At 62.5% G+C, this 21225-nt stretch carries 19 protein-coding genes; 6 read left to right on the top strand and 13 right to left on the bottom strand.

Going from position 1 to position 21225, the window contains the following annotated elements; genetic code table 11:
• Positions 1–153 precede the first annotated feature (153 nt).
• The 4 genes from T5B8_RS01640 to T5B8_RS01625 all read right to left on the bottom strand — a co-directional run bounded on the left by T5B8_RS01640 (position 154) and on the right by T5B8_RS01625 (position 3499).
• Complete coding sequence (locus T5B8_RS01640; RefSeq protein ID WP_353175636.1) at positions 154–918, bottom strand: alpha/beta fold hydrolase; 765 nt, start codon at positions 916–918, stop codon at positions 154–156.
• Positions 919–961: 43 nt separating this feature from the next.
• A complete protein-coding gene (locus T5B8_RS01635) occupies positions 962–1288 on the bottom strand; it encodes a biotin/lipoyl-containing protein (protein WP_353175635.1) in 327 nt (108 codons plus the stop codon).
• 56 nt (positions 1289–1344) lie between these two features.
• Positions 1345–2304: an alpha-ketoacid dehydrogenase subunit beta gene (locus T5B8_RS01630; RefSeq protein ID WP_353175633.1), complete on the bottom strand. Its 960-nt coding sequence runs from the start codon at positions 2302–2304 to the stop codon at positions 1345–1347.
• A 106-nt stretch (positions 2305–2410) separates the two neighbouring features.
• Positions 2411–3499, bottom strand: coding sequence for a thiamine pyrophosphate-dependent enzyme (locus tag T5B8_RS01625; RefSeq protein ID WP_502950769.1), 1089 nt, complete (start codon positions 3497–3499; stop codon positions 2411–2413).
• A gap of 211 nt (positions 3500–3710) precedes the next feature.
• Between T5B8_RS01625 and T5B8_RS01620 the strand changes: the two genes are divergently transcribed.
• A complete protein-coding gene (locus T5B8_RS01620; RefSeq protein WP_502950716.1) occupies positions 3711–4172 on the top strand; it encodes an Lrp/AsnC family transcriptional regulator in 462 nt (153 codons plus the stop codon).
• A gap of 52 nt (positions 4173–4224) precedes the next feature.
• Here the strand turns inward: T5B8_RS01620 and T5B8_RS01615 are convergent, their stop codons facing one another.
• Together T5B8_RS01615 and T5B8_RS01610 are read right to left on the bottom strand one after the other, a co-directional pair.
• Entirely contained in the window at positions 4225–5547 is a 1323-nt protein-coding gene (locus T5B8_RS01615) for an NCS2 family permease (RefSeq protein WP_353175688.1), read from the bottom strand.
• A gap of 98 nt (positions 5548–5645) precedes the next feature.
• Positions 5646–7463 carry a chloride channel protein gene (locus T5B8_RS01610; protein WP_353175631.1) on the bottom strand — a complete coding sequence of 606 codons (1818 nt, stop codon included), beginning with the start codon at positions 7461–7463 and terminating at the stop codon, positions 5646–5648.
• Between the two features lie 206 nt (positions 7464–7669).
• Between T5B8_RS01610 and T5B8_RS01605 the strand changes: the two genes are divergently transcribed.
• Positions 7670–8473: a YiiX/YebB-like N1pC/P60 family cysteine hydrolase gene (locus T5B8_RS01605; protein WP_353175629.1), complete on the top strand. Its 804-nt coding sequence runs from the start codon at positions 7670–7672 to the stop codon at positions 8471–8473.
• A 22-nt stretch (positions 8474–8495) separates the two neighbouring features.
• On the opposite strand, the gene T5B8_RS01600 is transcribed toward T5B8_RS01605, so the two are convergent.
• The gene (locus T5B8_RS01600; protein WP_006914174.1) at positions 8496–8801 is read right to left on the bottom strand and encodes a carboxymuconolactone decarboxylase family protein; all 306 of its coding nucleotides are present in this window, start codon (positions 8799–8801) and stop codon (positions 8496–8498) included.
• A gap of 174 nt (positions 8802–8975) precedes the next feature.
• Here T5B8_RS01600 and T5B8_RS01595 point away from each other — a divergent pair, with 174 nt between their 5' ends.
• Positions 8976–9974, top strand: a complete 999-nt coding sequence (locus T5B8_RS01595) for a hypothetical protein (RefSeq protein WP_353175627.1) — start codon at positions 8976–8978, stop codon at positions 9972–9974.
• Here the strand turns inward: T5B8_RS01595 and T5B8_RS01590 are convergent.
• Complete coding sequence (locus tag T5B8_RS01590) at positions 9952–10362, bottom strand: YbaN family protein (protein ID WP_353175686.1); 411 nt, start codon at positions 10360–10362, stop codon at positions 9952–9954. The two genes, T5B8_RS01595 and T5B8_RS01590, sit on opposite strands and share 23 nt — an antisense overlap.
• Before the next feature lie 145 nt (positions 10363–10507).
• On the opposite strand from T5B8_RS01590, the gene T5B8_RS01585 reads away from it, so the two are divergent.
• Positions 10508–11542: a YihY/virulence factor BrkB family protein gene (locus tag T5B8_RS01585; protein ID WP_353175625.1), complete on the top strand. Its 1035-nt coding sequence runs from the start codon at positions 10508–10510 to the stop codon at positions 11540–11542.
• The gene (locus tag T5B8_RS01580) at positions 11542–12501 is read left to right on the top strand and encodes an alpha/beta hydrolase (RefSeq protein WP_353175623.1); all 960 of its coding nucleotides are present in this window, start codon (positions 11542–11544) and stop codon (positions 12499–12501) included. Before T5B8_RS01585 ends, T5B8_RS01580 begins: the two co-directional genes overlap by 1 nt.
• A gap of 31 nt (positions 12502–12532) precedes the next feature.
• Here T5B8_RS01580 and T5B8_RS01575 read toward each other — a convergent pair whose 3' ends face one another.
• Together T5B8_RS01575 and T5B8_RS01570 are read right to left on the bottom strand one after the other, a co-directional pair.
• Positions 12533–13798 carry an inorganic phosphate transporter gene (locus T5B8_RS01575; RefSeq protein WP_353160970.1) on the bottom strand — a complete coding sequence of 422 codons (1266 nt, stop codon included), beginning with the start codon at positions 13796–13798 and terminating at the stop codon, positions 12533–12535.
• A gap of 46 nt (positions 13799–13844) precedes the next feature.
• Positions 13845–14531, bottom strand: a complete 687-nt coding sequence (locus T5B8_RS01570) for a TIGR00153 family protein (protein WP_353175621.1) — start codon at positions 14529–14531, stop codon at positions 13845–13847.
• A 155-nt stretch (positions 14532–14686) separates the two neighbouring features.
• Here T5B8_RS01570 and T5B8_RS01565 point away from each other — a divergent pair, with 155 nt between their 5' ends.
• The gene (locus tag T5B8_RS01565) at positions 14687–16552 is read left to right on the top strand and encodes a DUF3413 domain-containing protein (protein WP_353175619.1); all 1866 of its coding nucleotides are present in this window, start codon (positions 14687–14689) and stop codon (positions 16550–16552) included.
• Positions 16553–16577: 25 nt separating this feature from the next.
• Here T5B8_RS01565 and T5B8_RS01560 read toward each other — a convergent pair whose 3' ends face one another.
• From T5B8_RS01560 to T5B8_RS01550, 3 genes are all read right to left on the bottom strand, one after another.
• Positions 16578–17453, bottom strand: a complete 876-nt coding sequence (locus tag T5B8_RS01560; protein ID WP_353175618.1) for an MBL fold metallo-hydrolase — start codon at positions 17451–17453, stop codon at positions 16578–16580.
• Positions 17454–17666: 213 nt separating this feature from the next.
• On the bottom strand, positions 17667–17906 hold the full coding sequence (locus T5B8_RS01555) for a FitA-like ribbon-helix-helix domain-containing protein (protein ID WP_353175616.1): 240 nt from the start codon (positions 17904–17906) through the stop codon (positions 17667–17669).
• Positions 17907–18144: 238 nt separating this feature from the next.
• Entirely contained in the window at positions 18145–21207 is a 3063-nt protein-coding gene (locus tag T5B8_RS01550; protein WP_353175614.1) for a type I restriction endonuclease subunit R, read from the bottom strand.
• Positions 21208–21225: the final 18 nt, after the last annotated feature.

Genomic DNA, 21225 nt, shown 5'->3' with positions numbered 1-21225 from the left:
CGATCTCCTCGAACGCACCGCTTCGCACAGGCGTGGGCCGATTGGGCGGTTTTATTTTATTGTATTGTAAAGTTTTTATTGACCTTCGATGGGGTGACACAGCCCGCAGAAACGGGCCGGCCCCGGTATGGCAGCGGTGCGACGCCTCCCGCGCTAGTCGCGTTTGCTCGTGGGTTCGGCTAGAAAATCGATGGCCGCGCGCTTGAACGCCCGCGCGGTCACCGCGTTCAGATGATTTCGTCCGGGCAACCACGCGAGCTCGGCATGGCGTGCATGTTCGGCCAATTGCGGCATGGTCGCCGCGAGTTCGTCCTTGTCGCCGGCCATCAGCAATACCGGGGTGTCGCATAGCCGGCCGGGCCTGAAGGGCGCGTCGACCAGTGCACGCACCACGCGTAGCAACGCTTGCGCATCGTTGCCGGGGATGCGCTGCGCCAGCGCCAGTAGCTGTTCGTCGCGCGGCTGGCGCATGGGCTGTGCATCGTTCAGATACGCGGCGGCCGCGTCGATATCCATGCCCTGGAACGGGTCATCCAGCGCGGGCGCGCCGAGCACCATCGCATGCACATGCTGCGGGTAGGCATCGGCGAAATCCCAGGCCAGGCGAGAACCGAGTGAATAGCCCACGATATCCACGCCATGGGCGGCGCTATCCGGCATCGTGTCGAGCCGATACGCAAGTGCCGCACAAATCGCATCCGGCGTATAGCGTGCCGGGTCGGTGATATCGCGCGCCCTGCCGTGGCCGGGCAGGTCGAACGTGAGCACGTGGCGGCCCGCTTGCGCCAGGGCATCGAGCCAGCCGGTCTGCTGCCAGTTGAGCTCGGCGTTGGATGCAAAGCCGTGGATGAGTACGACCGGCCGCTCGCTGACGGGTTCGGGCGCGGGATACCAGTCGGTGTCAAAGCTGTCGTTCATGCCCAAACGCTCCATGACAGGGTGGGTTGCACGGCCGCGCGGCTTAGTCTTCGTCGGGTGCGTTCAGGCGCACCCGCCGACGCTTGGGCTTTTGTTTGGGCACGCCGCCCACGATGCCGGCAGTGTCGTCTTCGACCTCGAACACCACCAGCGTGTCGCCGACTTCGATCACATCGCCCGGCTCGCCGACCGTACGCAGGATGCGACCGGCCTGCGGCGAGGGCAGCTCCAGCGACGACTTGGTGGTGTCCAGTTCGACCAGCGGCTGGTTGCGTTCCACCTGATCGCCGACCGCGACCAGCCATTCCAGCACGGTGGCCTCGATCAGGCCTTCGCCCAGATCGGGTAGAGAGAATGCGATTTCAGCCATGGCGTGTCTCCTTTGTCGTACGTCGGCAGTCAGCGATTGCGTGTCGCAGGCGCGGCTCAACCCAACAGGCGCTGTACGCCGAAAAGAATGCGGTCCACATTGGGCAGGTATTCGTCTTCGAGCTCGCCGGCCGGGTAGGGCACATCGAAGCCGGTCACCCGTTCCACCGGTGCGCGCAGCTGGCCAAAGCAGTGTTCGTTGATCAGTGCGCTGATTTCGGCGCCCAGCCCGCCAGCGCAGGGGGATTCGTGCACGATCAATGCGCGTCGGGTCTTGCCCACCGAGGCGATCAGGCGGTCGGTATCGATGGGCTTGAGCCAGCGCAGATCCAGTACTTCCAGTTCCACGCCGTCTTCGGCGGCCATGTCGGCGACCTCCAGACAGCGCGCGACCATCGCGCCCCAGGCGATCAGGGTGGCGTGTTTGCCGTGTCGGGCGATGCGCGCGCCTTCGCAGTCATCGCCCACTTCGCGCTGGACTGTTTCGCGCTGCCAATAGCGCGCCTTGGGCTCCATGAAGATCACCGGATCGGGTAACGCCGCGGCATGGCGCAACTGCTGATAGGCCTGCTGCGGCGTGGCGGGCGCGACCACTTTCAAGCCCGGCACCTGGGCAAACAGGGCTTCCAGCGATTCGCCGTGCATTTCCGGCGCGCGAATACCGCCGAAGCTGGGAATACGCAGGGTTACCGGCATGGGCAGATGCCCGCGGCTGCGGTAGTTCATACGCGCCAGCTGCGCGATGATCTGGTTCATCGCCGGATAGGAAAATCCGTCGAACTGGATCTCGGGCAGCGGATGCCAGCCGTTCATGGCCAGGCCCACGGCCATGCCGACGATGGCCGATTCCGCCAGTGGCGTGTCGAAACAGCGTTCGGCGCCAAAGCGTTGCCGCAGGCCGTCGGTGACCCGAAACACCCCGCCCAGACGACCGACATCCTCACCGAAGATCAATGCCCGCGGGTCCGTGTCGAGGATATCTGCGAGCGCGGCATTCAACGCCTGCTGCATCGACATCACGCTTGGTGCGGGCGTTTTTGGGCGCTGATTGGCGGCGCGCTCGTTGCGGCGGCGCGCGCCCGGGACAGGCGATCGCGTAGCGCGCGAATCGGGGTGACGAAGCTCATGCATCATATTCAGTCTCGCTCTGCCAATGGGCCTGCTGGGCGCGTAGCACCGCCGTCGGCTGTTGAAAGACGTAATCGAACATCTCCCGGCCCGGGCGGGTGGTCATGGCCGCAAGCTGGCCGAAAACCTCGTCCTGTTCCTGCTCGGCGTTGGTCTGTACGTCGGTGAAGAACGCCTCGGCGATATCGCCGCCTGCTTCAAGCGCGCGTCTGAGCATCTCGATCGGGTCGTCGCCGGCGTCCGCGCGCTCTTGTTCGAGGCTGCGATAGCGGCCCGGGTCGTCGCTGGTGGAATGGGGGCCACGCCGGTAGGTCAGTGCTTCCACGAGTACCGGGCCACGCCCGGCGCGTGCATGCGCAACCGCCCGCGAACAGGCGTCGATGACGGCCGTTACGTCGTTGCCGTCGATACGTAACGCGGGCATGCCATAGCCGTGGGCCCGCGCCGCGATATCGTTGCCGGCGACCTGTTCGTGTGTCGGCAGCGAAATGGCCCAGCAGTTGTTCTGGACGAAAAACACCACCGGCACCTGCATGACGCCGGCAAAATTCATGGCCTCGTGCACATCGCCCTGGGAACTGGCGCCGTCACCGAAGTAGGTCATCGCCACGGGGAGATCGGTCGTATCGGCTGCGTCGAGCTTGGCACCGAGTGCCCAGCCGACCGCGTGCAGTACCGAGCCGGCGACCACGGCCTGAATCGGCGCCAGCCGGCTGGTGACCGGGTCGTAAAGACCGCCGTGCCAGAGTGCTTTGTGGGTGGCCAGATACTCGGCCATGTTCACCCCCAGCGCACGGGCTACGCCGATCTCGCGGTAGGTGGGAAACGCGAAATCGCGCGTTCGATCAAGCACATAAGCGCTGCCGACCTGGGCAGCCTCCTGACCGAGGGCGGGCGCATAGGTTGGAAAAATACCCTGGCGTTGCCAGGCGACCGCGGCCTTGTCGAGTTGCCGCACGCTCACCAGTAACTGGTAAAGCGTTTTCAGATCGGCATCGGTCAGCGTCATCGACGGCGACGCCGCCAGCGCGGGCGCGCTTGACGGGGCCGGCACGCGGCTCGGCCTGGGCTCGGGCTGCTTCATAGGCATGCATCTCCTTCGCACGTTCACACGACAACTCAACCGCACATCGGGGCGTTGCGCAGGGCAGCCGGTTGTCGTGAATCGGACTGTTTTAGTTTTATTGCTTGCTTCAATACTATGCGTGGATGCGTGCGAACGTGGCGCAGAGTGCGGCTTAAATCGTCCGTTTACGCATTGTTAATGCATAAAAATCAAAACAGGTGCGCCGATCATGCATTTGGATAAATTCGATCGAAAGATCCTGGACCAGCTTCAGCGCGAAGGACGGCTTACCAGCAACGAACTGGCCGCGCTTGTATCGCTGTCGCCGTCGCAGTGTTCGCGCCGTCGGGCACGACTCGAGAAGGAGGGGTTTATTCAGGGCTATCGCGCCGAGCTGAGCTTCGAAAAACTCGGCTATGGGATGCTGGTGATGATCTGGGTCACCCTGGCCAGCCATAACCGCGATAACGCGGCCCACTTCGCCGAATTTCTGGGCGGCCTGCCGGAAGTGCTGGAGGCCCATGCGCTGACCGGCGACATGGACTATTTCCTCAAGGTGGCCACGACCGATTTGCAGGCGCTATCGCGACTGGTCAACGACCAGCTGCTCGCGCACGAAACGGTCAGCCACGTGAAGACGGCAATCGTGTTGCAAACCCTGAAGGAATATCAGGGCCTGCCGTTGGGCTAGGGGCTCGGTCGCCGATGCGACGGGTTATCGCGAACGGGTTTGCCGAAATTCCCTAGGGCCGCAGGAACACGAAATAGGCGAGAAAGATCCCCGCCAGGGCGAGCATCAGCGGGTGGATTTCGCGGCGGCGCCCGGCGGCGGTCATGGTGATGGGGTAGACGATAAAGCCCAGTGCGATGCCGGTGGCGATGGAATAGGTCAGCGGCATCAGCAGCACGGTCAGAAACGCCGGTACCGCGGTTTCGAAACGATCCCAGGCGATATGGCGCAGCGAGGCGGCCATGAGCACGCCCACCACGATCAACGCCGGCGCGGTGACCGCCTGCGTGACCACCGCCAACAGCGGCGAGAAGAACAGCGCCAGCAGAAACAGCACACCGACCACCACGGCGGTAAAGCCGCTGCGCCCACCGGCGGCCACGCCGGAGGCGGATTCGATATAGGCGGTGGTCGACGAGGTGCCGATCAGCCCGCTGGCACTCGTGGCCAGGGCATCGGCGAACAGGGCACGCCCCGCGCGCGGCAGTTTGTTGTCGACGATCAACCCGGCCTGGCGGGCCACGCCCATGAGCGTGCCGGCCGAATCGAAGAAATCCACGAACAGCATGGTGCCGATCACCACCGCCATTTGCGGCGTGAACAGATCGGGCAGGCGGGAAATGGCCGCGCCGGCCACCGGGCTGATATCCGGCACCGGGCTGACGATATGATCGGGCAGACCGATCAGGCCGGTGACCATGCCCACAATGGCGGTGAGCGCCATGCCCAGAAAAATGGCACTGGTCAGGCGCAGCGTCATCAGAATCACCGTGGCGACCAGCCCGAATATGGCCAGCAATGTCTGCGGGTCGGTTAGCGGCGCCAGACCCACGAGCAGTGCATCGTCATTGACGATGATGCCGGCATTGGTCAGGCCGATGAAGGCGATGAACAGTCCAATGCCCGCCGCCACGGCATGCTTGAGTTCGTTGGGGATCGCGTTGATCACGCGTTCGCGCAGGCGCGACACGGTCAGCGCCATGAAGATCAGTCCGGATACGAAGGTACCGGCGAGCGCGGTCTGCCACTCGATGCCCATACCCAGCACGACCGAAAACGCAAAGAAGGCGTTGAGCCCCATGCCGGGGGCCTGGGCGATCGGATAGCGCGCGAGAATGCCCATCACCAGCGAGCCAAAGGCCGCAGCGATGGCCGTGGCCGTGAATACGGCATCGCGTGGCATGCCCAGCCCGGCGGCATCCGGCACCGAGGCCAGCGAGAGCACCGCCGGATTCACGAACAGAATATAGGCCATCGACAGGAACGTGGTCAGGCCGGCGATGGTTTCCGTGCGCCAGTTCGTGCCCAGGGTGTCGAAATCGAAATAGCGGGCGATAGCGTTCACGGTGAATCCTGCGCTCGGGCCTGGGGCCTGTTAACGTTTTGATAGGGCGCGCATGATACAAAAAACGTGCCGGGCAGGCGCCGCGTTGACTAGCGCGTGTCGGTTTTCGGTCGGGGCGTGCGCGGGCGACGGCGTTCCATCTGGCGGGCGAGACGGCTGCTGCGCGCCACGTCCGACAGCGTGAGCACGCCCTCGACCTCGCGCGGATGGCTCATCTTGCCGTCGGGGGTGATCAGCGCCACTTCGCAGTTCGCTGCGCGCAGCCGGCCGACGATATCGAAGATCATGTCGTCGGCCGCGGCCACGATATAGTCGGTTTCCATATGTTCGTCGGCCCAGCTATGGATCCGGGCCCGGCGGGTGAGCCGGTAATGACGACGCGTGGAGAATATGGCCTGAATCTTCTGTTCGTGATCGAGCACGAGCACGTTCGGGGCCTGACGGCCGAAGCGTTTGAAGCGGCGACGAATTTCGGCCAGGCCTCGGTTGTTGCCCACGCGGATCACGCGCGGGTCGTAGAACTCCGACGCCTTCTGCAGCATGAACAGGTTGGTTTCGAGCGAGGCCGGCACCGGATGATTGCGGCGCGTGAGCTTGAACGTATAGATGGTGTCCGCCATCAGGAACTGGCGCACGTAATACGCGATAGACACCACGATGATCATCGGGATGATCACGTGATAGTCGCGCGTCATCTCGAAGATGATCACGATCGCGGTCAGCGCCGCACCCGTGGAGCTGGCCACCACCGCGGCCATGCCCAGCACGGCCATGGTGGCCACATCCAGCTGGAACCAGGGCGTGAAATGCTGCATGGCCACGGCGAACGCGCCGCCCAGCGTCGCGCCCAGATACAGCGCCGGCGAGAACACACCGCCGGAGGCACCGGAACCCAGGGTGAGCGAGGTCGCCAGCAGCTTGCCGGCGAACAACAGCAGCAACAGCCAGGGCGAGGTGAGCGCATTCTCCAGAATGTCCTGGATCGTGGCATAGCCGACGCCCTGAACGTAGTACTGGCCGCTCAGCTCCAGGAAGGCGTACATGATCACGCCCACCAGACCCATGCCGATCAGGTGGCGCGAGTAACCGTTGCCCGGCATTCGTTCGAACAGGGCCTCGAACACATAGATGCTGCGCGTGAATATCAGCGCGGCCAGGCCCATCAGAATGCCGAAGACGACGTATACGCCCAGCAGTTCGGGCGAATTCAGATCGAGCGCGTTATTGGCCAGCGCCGGGATATCGAAGGACGGCGTATTGCCGAACAGCGCGCGGCCCACGAACGAGGCTGCGCCCGTGGCCAATGCCACCGGTATGAGCGTGCGCCCCGACGTTTCCGGCAGGATGATTTCGATTGCGAACAGCAGCCCGCCAAGCGGCGCATTGAAGGTGGCCGCAATGCCGGCCGCGGCGCCGGCGGCGATCAGCGTATTGCGCTGCCATTCCCGCAGCAGCGTGGCCTGGCCGATACTCGAACCCAGCGCCGAGCCGATCTGGATGATCGGGCCCTCGCGGCCGACCGCGCCGCCGGTGGCGATCGAGATGGAAGAGGCCAGCGCTTTCACCCCGGCCACGCTCGGACGAATCCGTCCGCCCTTGTAGTAGATCGCGTCGATGACTTCCGGCACGCCGTGGCCCTTGGCCTCGGGGGCGAAATTCTGCACGAGAAAGGTGACAGCCACCGAGCCCAGCATCGGCACGATGATGATCCACGCCCCGAAGGGGCTGGCTGCGGTATGTTCGTTGGCGTCGTAGACCAGCGACAACTCGCCGAAGAAGGCAAGGTTGTGAAACAGCGCGATGAGATCGCGAAAGATCGAAGCGCCATAGCCCGCAGCCACACCCACGCACACGGCCAGCAGGCTGAGCACGAGGCTGGAACGTTCGATAGTGCGCGACCGGGCCAATGCGATCTCTTGTTGACTGGGCGTAGGGTCGGCCGCCGTTACGACGGGGCGTCGCGTTATGAACCAGGCTTGCGAAAGATGCCGGGTTCAAGCTCGCGTGCCGACGGCGGCCGCCTGAGAATGGCTGGATTATACAGCAACCACGGCTTCAGCCGAAGCGCTGTGCGCCTCTCGAAGTACATTCAGGCTGCTAAGCTGAGATCGTCATGAAGATTACTGCGCCATTGCAAAGCCTGCGTCGCCGTCTCACCGAACCGGTCGTGGATTGGCTGGCGGCCGAATCACGGCCACTGGGCATGCCGCGCAACGACTTCGGTCGTCTCTGTGAGCATCTTCAGCGTGCCGATATTGTGCTCGTCGAAGGCCGAAGCCGTGTATCGGGCGTGATTCAGAGCGTGACCCTCAGCGCCTGGACACACGCCGCGTTGCATTTGGGGACGGTTGCCGAACTGGCCTTGCTCGGCGTAGATGTCTCACCGCTACGTGCGCAAGGCATCGCCGATACGACGCCTATGTTGCTCGAAGCCGAGATCGGGCACGGCGTGCATTTGTCGCCCATCACTCGTTACCGCTACGAGCATCTACGTCTGTGCCGTGCGCGTGAACTTTCGCAGAGCGACAGCCTGGCGGTGATCGAGTTCTGTATCGAACGCGTTGGCACCCCCTACGACCTGCGTCATATCAGCGATCTGCTGCGGTTCTTCTTTCCCTACGGCCTGTTGCCCCGACGTTGGCGCTCCTCGTTGTTCGAAGTCGGCCATGGTGAGATGGCGCGCACGATTTGCTCCACGCTGATCGCCCGTGCCTTTGCCAGCGTGCGCTATCCCATCCTGCCCACGCTCCATCGCGGCGATGGCGGAGACATGGTGTTTCATCGCCGCAATGCGCGCTTGATTACGCCGCGCGATTTCGACCACTCGCCGTATTTTGAAATCGTCAAATACCCGTTCTTCGGCGACGACGTGGCGCGCTATCGCGAGTTGAACTGGGCCAAGGAGATCGAGCCTTAGCCGCGATCACCCCGGCGCCATTTTATTTGGCGAACATATGCGTCGCGTGGGTGATGGCGCCGCCGGCACGAATGGCGGCCGCGACGACCGCGGTTTCGCTGAGTTCTTCGTTGCTGGCGCCGGCATCACGCGCGGCCTGAGTGTGCAGCTCGAGGCAATAAGGGCACTGGGTAGTCATGGCGACCGCGAGCGCGATCAGCTGCTTGGTCTTGGCGTCGATTGCGCCCTCGGCAAAAGCCGCCTTGTCGAACGCCCAGAATGCGTCCATACCCTGTGGCGCGCCGGCATCGAGCTGGCCCAGGCGTTCGAGATTTTTGCTGTCGTACATTGTCTCCTCCAACGTTAGTTATTGTTCGTATTGAACTTTTATATTCGGCCGTGGCCGAAGATTTGACATTGCGCGCAGCGATCGACGCTGTCAACGCAACAACGTCGACCGGCAACGAAACCTCGGCGCGCCCGGGGTGTCGGTTAGGACGCATCATCTCGAACGGATAACGCCATGCGATACGGCAAGGCTTCACACCCAAGACTCTCAAGACTCTGGATCACCGGACTGCTCGCCCTGGCCATGACCTGCAACGCCGGCGCGCTGCTCGCAAGCGATAAAGAACAGCCCTCGCCAGACCAGGCCACCGCCAGCCCGGCGGCGCCTGCGAACTTCGCTCACTATCGCGATACGCGCGCGGGCTTCGAGTTCGACTATCCGCGCCAACTCGAACTCGACGCCGCCGATAGGCCGCACGAGCGCGATAGCGATGCGCGAGTTCTGAGCAGTGACGCGCTTACGCTACGGGTTTCGACCACCGCGCGGGGCGGACGCTCGCTGCGCGCGCTCGCAGTCGACACAATCGGCGACCCGAGTGCGGCCAGCGAAACCCGCAACACGGCGGGCAGCGTGGTGCTGGTACAGGACGACGAAAGTGCATCGCGGGCGGTCAAGGCGATCGCATTGGCACAGGATCGCGCCGCGATCATGATCGTCGAAGGCGCATCGGCGCCCCAGCGCGACGCGATTCTATCGAGCTTCGTGCCGGTTTCCGCTGCTGTTTCTGACCCGGCTGAAACCGACGCCGAGGCGCGTTATCGCAACCCGCAGCTCGGTTTTTCCATCGAACGGCCGAAAGGTGCGCGCGTATCGCGCGACGGCGACGACACCGTATCGTTCAAGGTGCTTGGCCCGGCCAATGCAGCCGCCAGCGAGATCAGCGACGGGTTCGTGCTGACCGTCACCCGCGATCGCAAGCCGGGTATCGACACGTTGGCCGAATATGCCGAAGCCGTGCGTGCCGACGGCGCGCCGAGTGCGAATTCGGTGAAGATGGGCGACTACACCGCGCTGCAATACACCACGCAGATCGAAATGGGCGATACCGTTAGCCATTGGCTCTACCGGCTCGGCGAGCGGCGCCAATACCAGGTCACCGCCACGGTCAGCGGTGAGCATGAACGCTATCGCGAGCAGATTCAGACGATGCTCAAGAGCCTGCTTTTCGACTAGAGTCGGGCGCGTGCTGCGGTGTCGGCCGGGTGACCAGAAAAGTGGCGACACAGGCCAGCCCAACGGTCACGCCGATCGCCAACGGGCGATAATCGATATGCCACCAGACGATGGCGATGCTGGTTGCGATCATCGCCACGGCGGTGATCTTGGCGTGTCGTGATAGCGCGCGCTCGCGCTCCCAGTTGTTGATCGCCGGACCGGCATAGCGATTGGCGCGTATCCATGCGGCAAAGCGCGGTGAGCCGCGCGAGGCCAGGGCTACCGCTGCCAGCATGAACGGCGTGGTGGGCAACAGCGGCAGGAATACCCCCAGTACGCCGAGCGCGAACAACAGCGCGGCCGCTGCCACCAGCAGATACTGTTTGATGGTCACGTGTTCGCGCATCGTGACCACGACAGCGTTGGGTTAAAGTGACGGCTGGGGCGAGGCATGGCGCGATGCTACGCCGCGTGCGTCGGCGCTGTCATGCAGACAGCGCCCGGCCCGGGTCGCGTTTTCGAGTCGGGCAGCGCCCGAGGTCAGGGAGACAATGGTGCACCGTCATAACGCAAAGCAGCTTTCGCCGAACGAACAGCCGTCAGCGGGTGGACGCGGGCGGCGGGCGGCAACGCCGGTCAATATCCCGTTCAAGGGCTGGCGCGACGTCGCGCTGCGCGTCTATCACGCGTTCAACGACAACAATCTTTCGATCATCGCAGCCGGCGTGTCGTTCTACGGGCTGCTGGCGATTTTTCCCGGTATTGCGGCGTTCGTCGCGATCTACGGGTTGTTTCTCGACCCGGCTGGCGTGGTCGATCAGGTGCAACAGCTGCGCGGCGTCGTTCCGCCGGATGTCATCACCACCATCACCGGCCAGATGAGCCAGGTTGCCGCCAAGCCGCAGGCCTCGCTCGGTCTGGCCGCGCTGTTCACACTGGCCTTGGCGCTGTGGAGCGCGCGCAAAGGCACGACCGCGCTGATGATTGCCCTCAACGTAGTGTATGCCGAGCGCGAAACCCGCAACTTCTTCGTCAAGATCGCGGTGTCGCTGGCGCTGACCCTGGCGATCGTGTTCGGGCTTAGTATGGTGGCCATTTTGGCGGCCGGCGTGCCGTTGCTGTTTGCCGCGCTGGGTTTTGCCGACTGGATGGTTGCCGTTGGCCGGGGCATCGGCCTGGGCGGCGCGGCGCTGTTCCTGATGTTGGGTATCGCCGGGCTGTATCGCTATGCGCCAAGCCGGCGCGCGCCGAAATGGCGCTGGGTGATAGTGGGTGCCGCGATCGTGACCGTGTTCTGGATCATCGGCTCGCTCGCGTTCTCTGTCTACGTGGCCTTTTCCGATAATTATTCGGCGACCTATGGTTCGCTGGGTGCCGTGGTCGTGGTGCTGACCTGGCTCTATATCACCGTGCTCATCATGCTCGTAGGCGGCGAACTCAACGCTCAGCTCGAGTTTCAGACCGCGCACGACACCACCACCTCCGGCGGCAAACCGATGGGCGAGCGCGGTGCGTTCGTGGCTGACAACATCGCCGAGCGCGCCGACGATATCGATTTCGACAACAAAAAGCCGGGGCCCGGTTGATGCCACGCTGCGAAGATCTGTTCATTACCAGTTCCGAAGCGCCGAACGAGCGTATTCACGTCCGCGAAAAGACGGCGGATAACCCCGCAGCTGATACCCCGGCAAAAGCTGTGCTGTTCGTACATGGCGCGACTTACCCCGGCGTGATGTTCGATGTGCCGACCAGCAGCTGGCTCGACCATGCGGTCGGTGACGGTTATGCGGCTTATGCGCTGGATGTGCGCGGCTACGGCGCCTCCACGCGCAGCCCGGTGCTGGACGAACCTGCGCAGGACAATCCGCCGTTTGCGCGTGCCGAAAGTGCGGTCGCGGATATTGCCGATACGATTGCTTTCATTCGAGAGCGCACCGGCGTCGAAAAAATCGATCTGGTGGGTTGGTCCTGGGGCACGATGACCACGAGCATGTATGCCGCCAGCCAGCCCGGCACGATCAATCGGCTGGTGCTGTTCGCGCCGGTGTATAGCTGCGAACGGCGTGATCGTATCGCGGCACTCGAAGATCGTGACAACCCGCACCGTTTACGCCCGCTGGGCGCCTATCGCACCGAAACCGCCGCGCAGGCGCGCGAGCGTTGGGGCGCGGAAATCACCGCGGCCGATCCCGACAGCTGGCGCGATCCGGCGATGGTGGAGCGCTGGTACGACGCCATGCTGCGCGATGAACCGGCCGATTTCGTGCGCGCCCCTAACGGCGTGATCGTGGATCTCTGGGAAGCCTTCAACGGTCGCGCCCGCTATGAAGCCGGCGATATCGATGTGCCCACGCTGGTGATCCGCGCCACCGAAGACGCCACCGCCATTCGCGAGGATGGGCTCGGGCTTTACGACCGGCTGGGCAGCGCCTACAAGCAGTACGACGAGATCGGCCGCGGTACCCATTTCGTGCTGCTCGAACGGCGTGCGCCACAGCTGTTCGACCGCGTGAGCCGTTTTCTGGCCAGCCCGCTGGCGCACTAGGCGCCAGAACGCGAGGCGACAGGACGCGTTTCTAGATCAGTATGGTGCTCAGCAGGAAGTAGAATGCCGCTGTAAACAGCGCGGCACCGGGCAGGGTGAGCAGCCAGCCCAGAAACACGCCGCCGAGCACCGATAGATCCAGCGCGCGCAGCCCGCGCGCGAGCCCCACGCCAAGCACGCCGCCGACCAGCGTCTGAGTGGTGGATACGGGCAGGCCGAAGAACGTGGCCAGTACGACCGTCGAGGCCGCGGCCAGTTCGGCCGAGAAGCCGCGCGTCGGGGTGAGCTCGGTGATGCGCGCGCCGATCGTGCGCATCACGCGATGGCCATAGGTGGCGAGGCCCACCACGATGCCAATACCGCCCAGCACCAGAACCCATCCGGCCAGCTCGGAGCTCTGACCGACGTTGTCGGGATTGTTGATCACGTTGAGAATTGCCGCGACCGGCCCGACCGCGTTGGCCACATCATTGGAGCCGTGCGCGAACGCCATCGTGGCTGCGGTGAAAACCTGGGCGACTGCAAACACGCGCTCCACGTTGCGATAACGATCCGTCGCACGCGCTTCCGGCGACAGATCGATACGCCGTAACAGTACCGCGCTGATCGCGGCTGCTACGAGGCCGAGTGCGACCGCGCCGGCGACCGCCATCGTCGTACTCAAATCGATACCGATATGCGATAGGCCTTTGACCAAAGTGACCAGACAGATCACGAAGGCAGCCAGAAATACATAGGCCGGCAGATAACGGCGCGCGCCCACCGCCGGGTCGGCATGGTTGAATACCAGCCGGCGAATCGACTCGAACAACAGAAACGCCAGCACACCGGCCAACAGCGGCGATACCACCCAGCTGGCCGCGATCTTGCCGATTTCCGCCCATTTGACCGGTTCGGCGCCGAAAGCGATCAGCGCAAACCCGAGAATGCCCCCGACGATCGACTGCCCCGTGGAGACCGGCAGCCCGCGCATGGAAGTGACCAGCAAAAACGTGCCCGCCCCCAGCAGCGCCGCGAGCATGCCGATAACCAGTAGGTCCGGATTGTCGGCAAATATTTCGGGGTTGATCAGCCCGCCGCTGATGGTCTCCGTGACTTCGCCGCCGGCCAGCCATGCGCCCAGAAACTCGAATATGCCGGCGATGACCACGGCCTGGCCGACCGTGACGGCGCCCGAGCCCACCGAGGTGCCCATCGCGTTGGCGACATCGTTGGCGCCGATACCCCAGGCCATGAAGAAACCGAACACACAGGCGAGAATGAGCAGCAATTCCGCATGCTGAGTAATGAGCGACATGGACGTCCTTGTCTGCGGCGCAGGAGAGAAGGAAGGGTTGGGCGCGCTAGCGTGCCATTAAAATCTGCAGACGCGAGCCCACGCGTTCGGCGCGATCCGAAAGCGTGCCGATCCAGTCGATCACGCGATAGATGAACATCACTTCCAGCGGCGGCAGTTCGCTTTCCAGTTCGAGTAGGCGGTGGCGAATGGCGATCTGTTCGTTATCCGCGCGTTTCTCCAGCCGGCCCAGTTCGGTGACCATATCTTCGATCATCTCGCTCACGTCGCGGCCGAAGCCGGAATCCAGCAGTTCGTCGAGTTCCTCGAGCACCTTGCGCGCCTGGTGTACGGCCTCGATCGACGTCTGCATGTAATCGCTGATCGGGCGTTGCACCGAGGGCGGGAATTCCATGCGCCGTCCCGTCATCAGGCCGGATATGTCCTTGACCTTGTTGATGATCTTGTCCTGCGCTTCGATCAACACGAGCAGGTCCGAGCGCGAGATCGGTAGGAACAGCGACGTCGGCAGGTTCAGCCGAATCTTGTCCTTGAGATCGTCGGCCTCGTGTTCGCAGGCAGAAATGCGCTCGTGTAGCGCTTCGGCCTGGGTCCAGTCGCCGGCCGCGGTCGCATCGAAATACTCGCGCAGCAGATCCGCACTCTTGTCGACTTCGCGAATGTGTTCGCGCAGCGCCTTGAACGGCGAATGGCCGAAAAGACGTGACAACGGGCTGTTCTTGGACGGGTCCATGCGAGCTTCCCCGGTTTGCAGACGTGCCTACTATATAAGCCGACGTATGACGGTGTCGTTACCGGGCTCGATATCGATGGGCCGCAGCGTGGAACCTTCGCCGCGCAATCTGTCTGATATGGCCCGTTCTGCCCACTCCACCCCAAAGATTTTTGATGCTCAACCCCATTTCGTCCGGGGTCGGCCGCGGCGCGCTACTGCGCTGGCTCGGCTGGCTTGTGATTGCCTATACCCTCGTGCTGTCGCTGGTCGCCCTGCGCTATCTCGATGTGGGCGATCTGTCGCCCGGCCTGGTGGCGCGCAGCTTCGGCATCGCGATGTTCTTTGCGCATTTTCTGTCGGTCGCGCTGATCGGGTTGTTACCCATCATGCTGCTCGCTCTGATCGTGCCGTACCGACACATCATTGCGCCGCTCGCATGGGCGATCGGCGTGGTGCTGACGTGCCTGCTGCTGGTCGATACGCTGGTGTTCCAGCAGTACCGTTTTCATTTGAACGGCGCACTGGTTTCGCTTTTCTTCTCGGGCGCGTCGGAAGAAACCTTCGAATTCTCGCTGGCGATGAAAATCCAGGTCGCCTTGATCGGGCTCGGAGTGGCGCTTGCGCTATGGGCCGTGGGCTGGGCGGTATGGCGGCTGGTCGCGGCGACACGCCAGCGGCGCTTCGGCTATGGCATGGCCGGCGCCTGTGTCGCGCTGCTTCTGGCTACCAACCTGTTTCATGCGTATGCCGATGCCATGGGCGACGGCAGCGTCACCCGCCAGACCCGGCTGTTGCCGGGCTACGAACCGCTCACCGCCAAGGATTTCCTCGAAGAACGCGGCTTCGATGTGGCCGAGGCCAGCTGGGGCGGCGATACCGCTCTCGATGGCTCGATCGACTACCCGCGCGTGCCGCTGCAAACCCAGACGCCGGCGGATGCGAAGAACATCGTCTTCATCGTGATCGACTCCTGGCGTTTCGACGCCATGAATGAAGATGTTTCCCCGCATATGGCGCGTTTCGCACAGAACAACCAGCGCTTCATGAACCACTACAGCGGCGGCAACGCCACGCGTATCGGCATGTTCTCGTTGTTCTATGGCATTCCCGGCACCTACTGGCACAGCATGCTGCAGACGAACACGCGGCCCGTGTTGGTCAGCCGGTTGCTCGATCTGGGTTACGACTTCGGCATCTATCGCAGCGCGCCGCTGTCCTCGCCCGAGTTTCATCGCACCATCTTTTCCCGCATGAAAGAGCTGCGTATGGAATCCGAAGGCAACGACTCGCCGGCGCGCGATATCGACGCTAACCGCGACTTCATCGACTACCTGCAAAAACGCGATCCCGACGCCGACAAGCCCTTCTTCGGCATGGTCTTCTACGATTCGCCGCACGCCTACGATCTGCCGGACGGCGACCCGCGCCCGTTCCAGCCGTCATGGGACAGCGTGAACTACCTCACGCTGGATGAAGACACCGACCCCACTGGCCTGCACAACCTCTATCGCAACTCCGTGCATTTCGTGGACGGGCTCGTCGGCCAAACGCTCGACACGCTCGAAGCCCAGGGTCTGATGGACAACACCATCGTCGTCGTCACGGGCGATCACGGTCAGGAGTTCAACGACCTCGGCCTGAACTACTGGGGCCACAACGGCGACTACAGCCGCTACCAGACCCAGGTGCCCATGATCGTGCACTGGCCGGGCCGCACTGAGGCCGGCAAACAAACCGAATACCTCACCAGCAGCTTCGACGTGGCGCCTACGCTGCTCGAGCACGCGCTGGGCGTGAACAACGCCTACGAGGCCACCAGCGTCGGCCACGATCTGTTCCAGCCGGCCGAACGCCTGCCGATGATCATGGCCCAGTACCGCGGCCATGCTGCGATGACGGAGAACGGCTTTATCGACTTCCCCGCCATCGGCAGCCCGGAAGCGCTCGACCGCGACTATCGCCCGCGCGAAGAGGGACCATCGCCGGCCGCCATCCAAGCCACGCTTGACCAGATGACGCGGTTTCGGGATACCGACTAGCCGCGCAGGCGATCGCCCGCTCTATTCAGACGAACGGCGACCAAACGTGGGGCAGAAAGCGATAGCCCGCACCGTCGGCCACCACATGGCCGATGCCGGGGAAGTCGATATGGTGGCCGGCGATCAACTCGCCGCTCACCGCGACTTCGGCGAATAGCGCCTGGCGCGAGCGCACCGCCTGTTCCGGGTCGGTATCGAACATGATATGCGCATCCGGACGCGGAAACTGAATCTGCGGCAGATGCACGATATCGGCCGCGATCAACAGGCTTTCGCCGTCGGATTCGATGCGATAACCGCTGTGGTCCGGCGTATGGCCGGGCAGCGGATAACGCGTAATGCCGGGCCGGATCGCGTCGGTGTCGATCGCGCGCAGACTCGCCGCGCAGGCATCGAACACGCGCTGTGCATTGGCGAACTGATTACGCAACATCTCGCTGGCATCGTCCGGCACCGCGCCGCGCCAGAAATCCAGCTCGCCGGCCGGCACGAGCACCTCGGCCTGCGGAAAGGCCGGATTGTCGTCGCTATCGATCAGCCCGCCGAGGTGGTCGGGATGCGCGTGGGTCAGAATCACGCGGTCGATATCCGCACACGTCAGCCCCATTTCGTCGAGCCCCGCGCCCAGCCGCGCGCCTTCATCGCCCACCAGACCACCCAGCCCGGTATCGATCAGAATCCGCTCGTCGCCCGTATCCACCATATAACAGTTCAGCGTAATCTTTGGCGGCGTCGGCCGCCGGCTCGCCGCATGCAAATCCTGCACGGTCGCCGCGTCCAGATTCGAGATCAGCCCGAAACCGCCTTGCAGATAGGCATCCTGAATCGTCGTGACGACGAAATCGCCCACGCGCAGTTGGTGGATATTGGTCGATTGGGTTTGGGGTTGTTCGTGCGGCATGTCGCTTCGCTATGGGCTGGCCAATACGAACGGACTTGGTGACGAGTAGGAGGCTTTAAAGCTTGGTCGGCTGAATCAGCCGTCTTCCCACGGGTTGATTAGCGCAACGCCGAGCGAACGAAAGTCCTTCGTATTGCGGGGGGCGAGCGTCGCATCGAGCAGGGGTGGCCCGCAGCCGCGCTGGCGGTAACACGTTAGTGTCGAGAACTATTATTAGTCGAAGTCGGCGGCGCGCGGTATTTCATCGCGTGAGGTCAGGTCGAGGTCGGCCCCACCCAGGTCGCTGAAGCGTGCCCGAACCCGGCTGCCCAGACCGCCTTTCTTCGCACTCGCAAGCGAGCGACGCAGGATCACACGGACTTCTTCCTCCATTGAATGACCGTGTTCGGCCGCCGCCAGCCGCAGCGCCTGTTCAAGGTCGTCGTCCAGGTCGCGAATCGTGATTGAAGCCATACGCTCGCGGTTGCAGCGAAATCATGCCTATCACAATAGCGGCTTGGTCTTGGTTAAACCTGTTTACTTAGCATTTCGCTAAATAAACGAAAGGCCCGTTTGCTTTATTAACGCGCGGCGACGTAAAGGATAAGGTGCACGGCCGGGCGTCGCGTATAGCGGTGAGGAAACGCTAAATTCAGCTTGAGACTCAGTTATTTACAGGCGAGCTTCTGTGCTGCGCGCCCGCAGGCAGAAACTACTGGCGCTCACCTCGAACATTCTTGAAAATCTCAGCAGCCAAATGCTCGTGCGCCGCCGAGCGAAACGATTGATCGCCCATCACACGCGAAAAGATTTCTTCGTTTCCTTCCATGCGTTCGATGAACAGTTCATCCATGACGCGTTCAAGGTAGGACTTGAAGTTAGGCCATGTATTGGCCTTTGCCGCCTCGCTGATCTTTTCGTCCTGCTCGGCAGAGACACGTATCTGGTCGAAGAAATACTGATCCGCCTCGGTAAAGTTGGTGCCGAACCGCTCGTTTAGCTTTTCGACGAGGGTCGACAACCGTACTTCTTGATCCTTGATGCCAGCGGTGCCGACTTCGGATGGACCTTTGAGCGGGTAGGGCTCGCCCTCGCCAAGCTCGATCGAGCCATCGGTCAGCTGTTGGATGCGGTAGTAACGCAAGGCCACATCGTCTTCGAGCGTAAATGACCGGCCGTCGTCGGGCAGCGGTAGTTTTGTAAGCAGGTTTCGGACGAACGTATAGAGCTTTTCCAGCTCACTATCCTGGTAGGGAATGATCTGCGACAGGAAAGAGTAGAGGTTACGAAACGCGGTCAGCTGACCGCGAAAGCGGGACTGTTCTTCGTCGCTTAGGTCGCTGAAGCGCGCCACTACACGATCGAGAATGCTCGACATCTGCTGGTGTTCGCGCCCGCTATGTTCGCGTTTGCGTAAGTACCAGATCGCGGCGAAGGCCCCGACGTCGTCGGGAGAGAATACGGCCCATTGCAGTAGCTCGTGGTGCAGTTCATTGAGCCGCTGCGGGTCGGCATTCTCTTCAACCGGTGTAGTTTCGTAATAGGGCTTGAATGCTTGGTAGATGTCCGCCTCGTCGTTGACGAAATCGAGCACGAACGTGCGCGCCTTGCCCGGTGCCATGCGGTTGAGACGCGAGAGCGTTTGTACGGCTTGAACCCCGGCCAGCCGTTTGATCACATACATGGTTTGCAGCAGGGGCTGGTCAAAGCCGGTCTGATATTTATCGGCGACAAGCAGCACCCGGTAATCGTCGCGCTCGAACGCTTCGGGCAGTTCGCGTTCCGGCAGCCCATCATTCATCGCCACTTCGATATACGAAGCGTCCGAATCCGGATCATCGACGGTGCCGGAGAAAGCAACTAGCGAGCGGATCCCTATGTAGCCGTGGTCTTTCACATATTTATCGAACGCCTTCTTGTATTTCACGGCCGCGAGGCGCGATCCCGTTACGACCATCGCGCGGGCCCGGCCGCCGATTTCGTGCATTACGTTCAGCCGGAAATGCTCAACGATGACCGACACCACCTGGTCGATATTCACCGGGTGCAATTCCATGTAGCGCGAAAGCGCTTTTGCTGCTTTCTTGCGCGGGACTTCCGGGTCTGCCTCGGCCTGTTTTACGAGGCCATAGAAACGTTTATAGGTCGTGTAGTTCGCCAGCACGTCCATGATGAAGCGCTCTTCGATTGCCTGGCGCATCGAGTATTCATGGAAGGGCGACGTGCCGTTTGGCCCGGGCTCGTCGAACAGTGCCTTGGTCTTGAACTTGGGCGTCGCCGTGAAGGCAAAGAAGCTAAGGTTGGGCTGCCGCTGGCGACGCGCCGCATCGCGCAGCAGATTGGCTTTCGCGTCATCCGATAGCTCGTCATCTTCCGCGTCGGATAGTTGCGCCGCGATGGTCGATTCGATGCCGTCCTTATTAAGCATGCCGCGCAGCGCGCCAGCCGTTTCCCCGCTTTGGGAGGAGTGTGCTTCATCCACGATCACGGCAAAGCGTTTGTTCGCCGTATCGATCCGAAGGCCTTCGCCTTTCTCGTCCAGTTTTTCGAGCGCCTGGGCGATGAAGGGGAATTTCTGAATCGTGGTAATGACGATCGGCGTGCCTTGTGACAATGCCCGTGCAAGTTGCTGCGTGTCTTCGTCGATCTTTTCGACCACGCCCGTCTTGTGCTCGAACTGATAGATCGTGTCCTGGAGCTGGGTGTCGAGTACGCGACGATCGGTGACCACAACCACCGAATGAAACACCTTGGCATCGGTCACGTCATGCAGGCTGGCCAACCGATGGGCGAGCCAGGCTATAGAGTTTGACTTACCCGAGCCGGCTGAATGCTGCACCAGATAGTTGTGGCCCGAGCCATTGGCCTGGGCGTGGCCGACGAGTTGGCGTACCGCATCAAGCTGGTGGTAACGCGGAAAGATCATCGTTTCCTTGCGTGCCGTGCGTATGCCCCGGCCTGCCGGTGTCTTGCGCTCGGTTACCTCCAGATGAATGAAGCGCTGGAGGATATCCATCAGGCTATCTGCCTGGAGCACCTCATCCCATAGGTAATGCGTTTTCCAGTTGTCCGCGACTGGCGGATTTCCGGCGCCGTGGTTCATGCCGCGATTGAACGGCAGAAAGAATGTGTCGTCGCCTTTCAACCGGGTCGTCATCCACACTTCGTCCGGGTCCACGGCAAAATGCACGAGTGCGCGCTGCTTGAAACTAAACAATAGATCGCGCGGGTCGCGATCCCGTTCGTATTGCTTTATCGCGTCAGCCGCATGTTGCCCGGTTTGCGGGTTCTTCAGCTCGGCGGTGACGACCGGCAGGCCGTTCACGGCTAGCACAACGTCGATAATGCAGCGACGAGGCTTACCGTCCGGCCGTTTTAGCACGGAAGCAAAAGCGACCTGGCGCGTAATCGTCAACCGGTTCTGCTGATAGCGCGCGGCCGCCTCCGGATTCATGCCCGAGTTCGGCTGGAAATACGCCACGCGCAGCAGCTTGCCGTAGCACTTGAAGCCATGTCGCAGAACATGCAGCGTGCCTTTGAGCGCGAGTTCCTTGGTCAGGCTGTCCAGGACCGTCGCCTCTGTCTTGTCGGCGAGCAGTGCTTCGAGCTGTGCCCAACGTTTGGGTTGCGAAGTCTGAATAAACCCGATGGCATCGGTGGGGAACAGCGCCATCGTTTCGTCGTAGGCGCTCGGGTCGCGCTTTTCATAGCCACCGCGGCCGATCAATCCGGCCTCGATCGCGGTTTCGAAATCATGTTCGGTATGTGCCGGCATCGCCGTCCCCTATCGATC

The organism is Salinisphaera sp. T5B8 (genome assembly GCF_040361255.1).
In the GTDB taxonomy this organism is placed as follows: Bacteria; Pseudomonadota; Gammaproteobacteria; order Nevskiales; family Salinisphaeraceae; genus Salinisphaera.
Note: the sequence above shows the minus strand (reverse complement) of the source record. Positions and strands in the feature narration are given on the sequence as shown.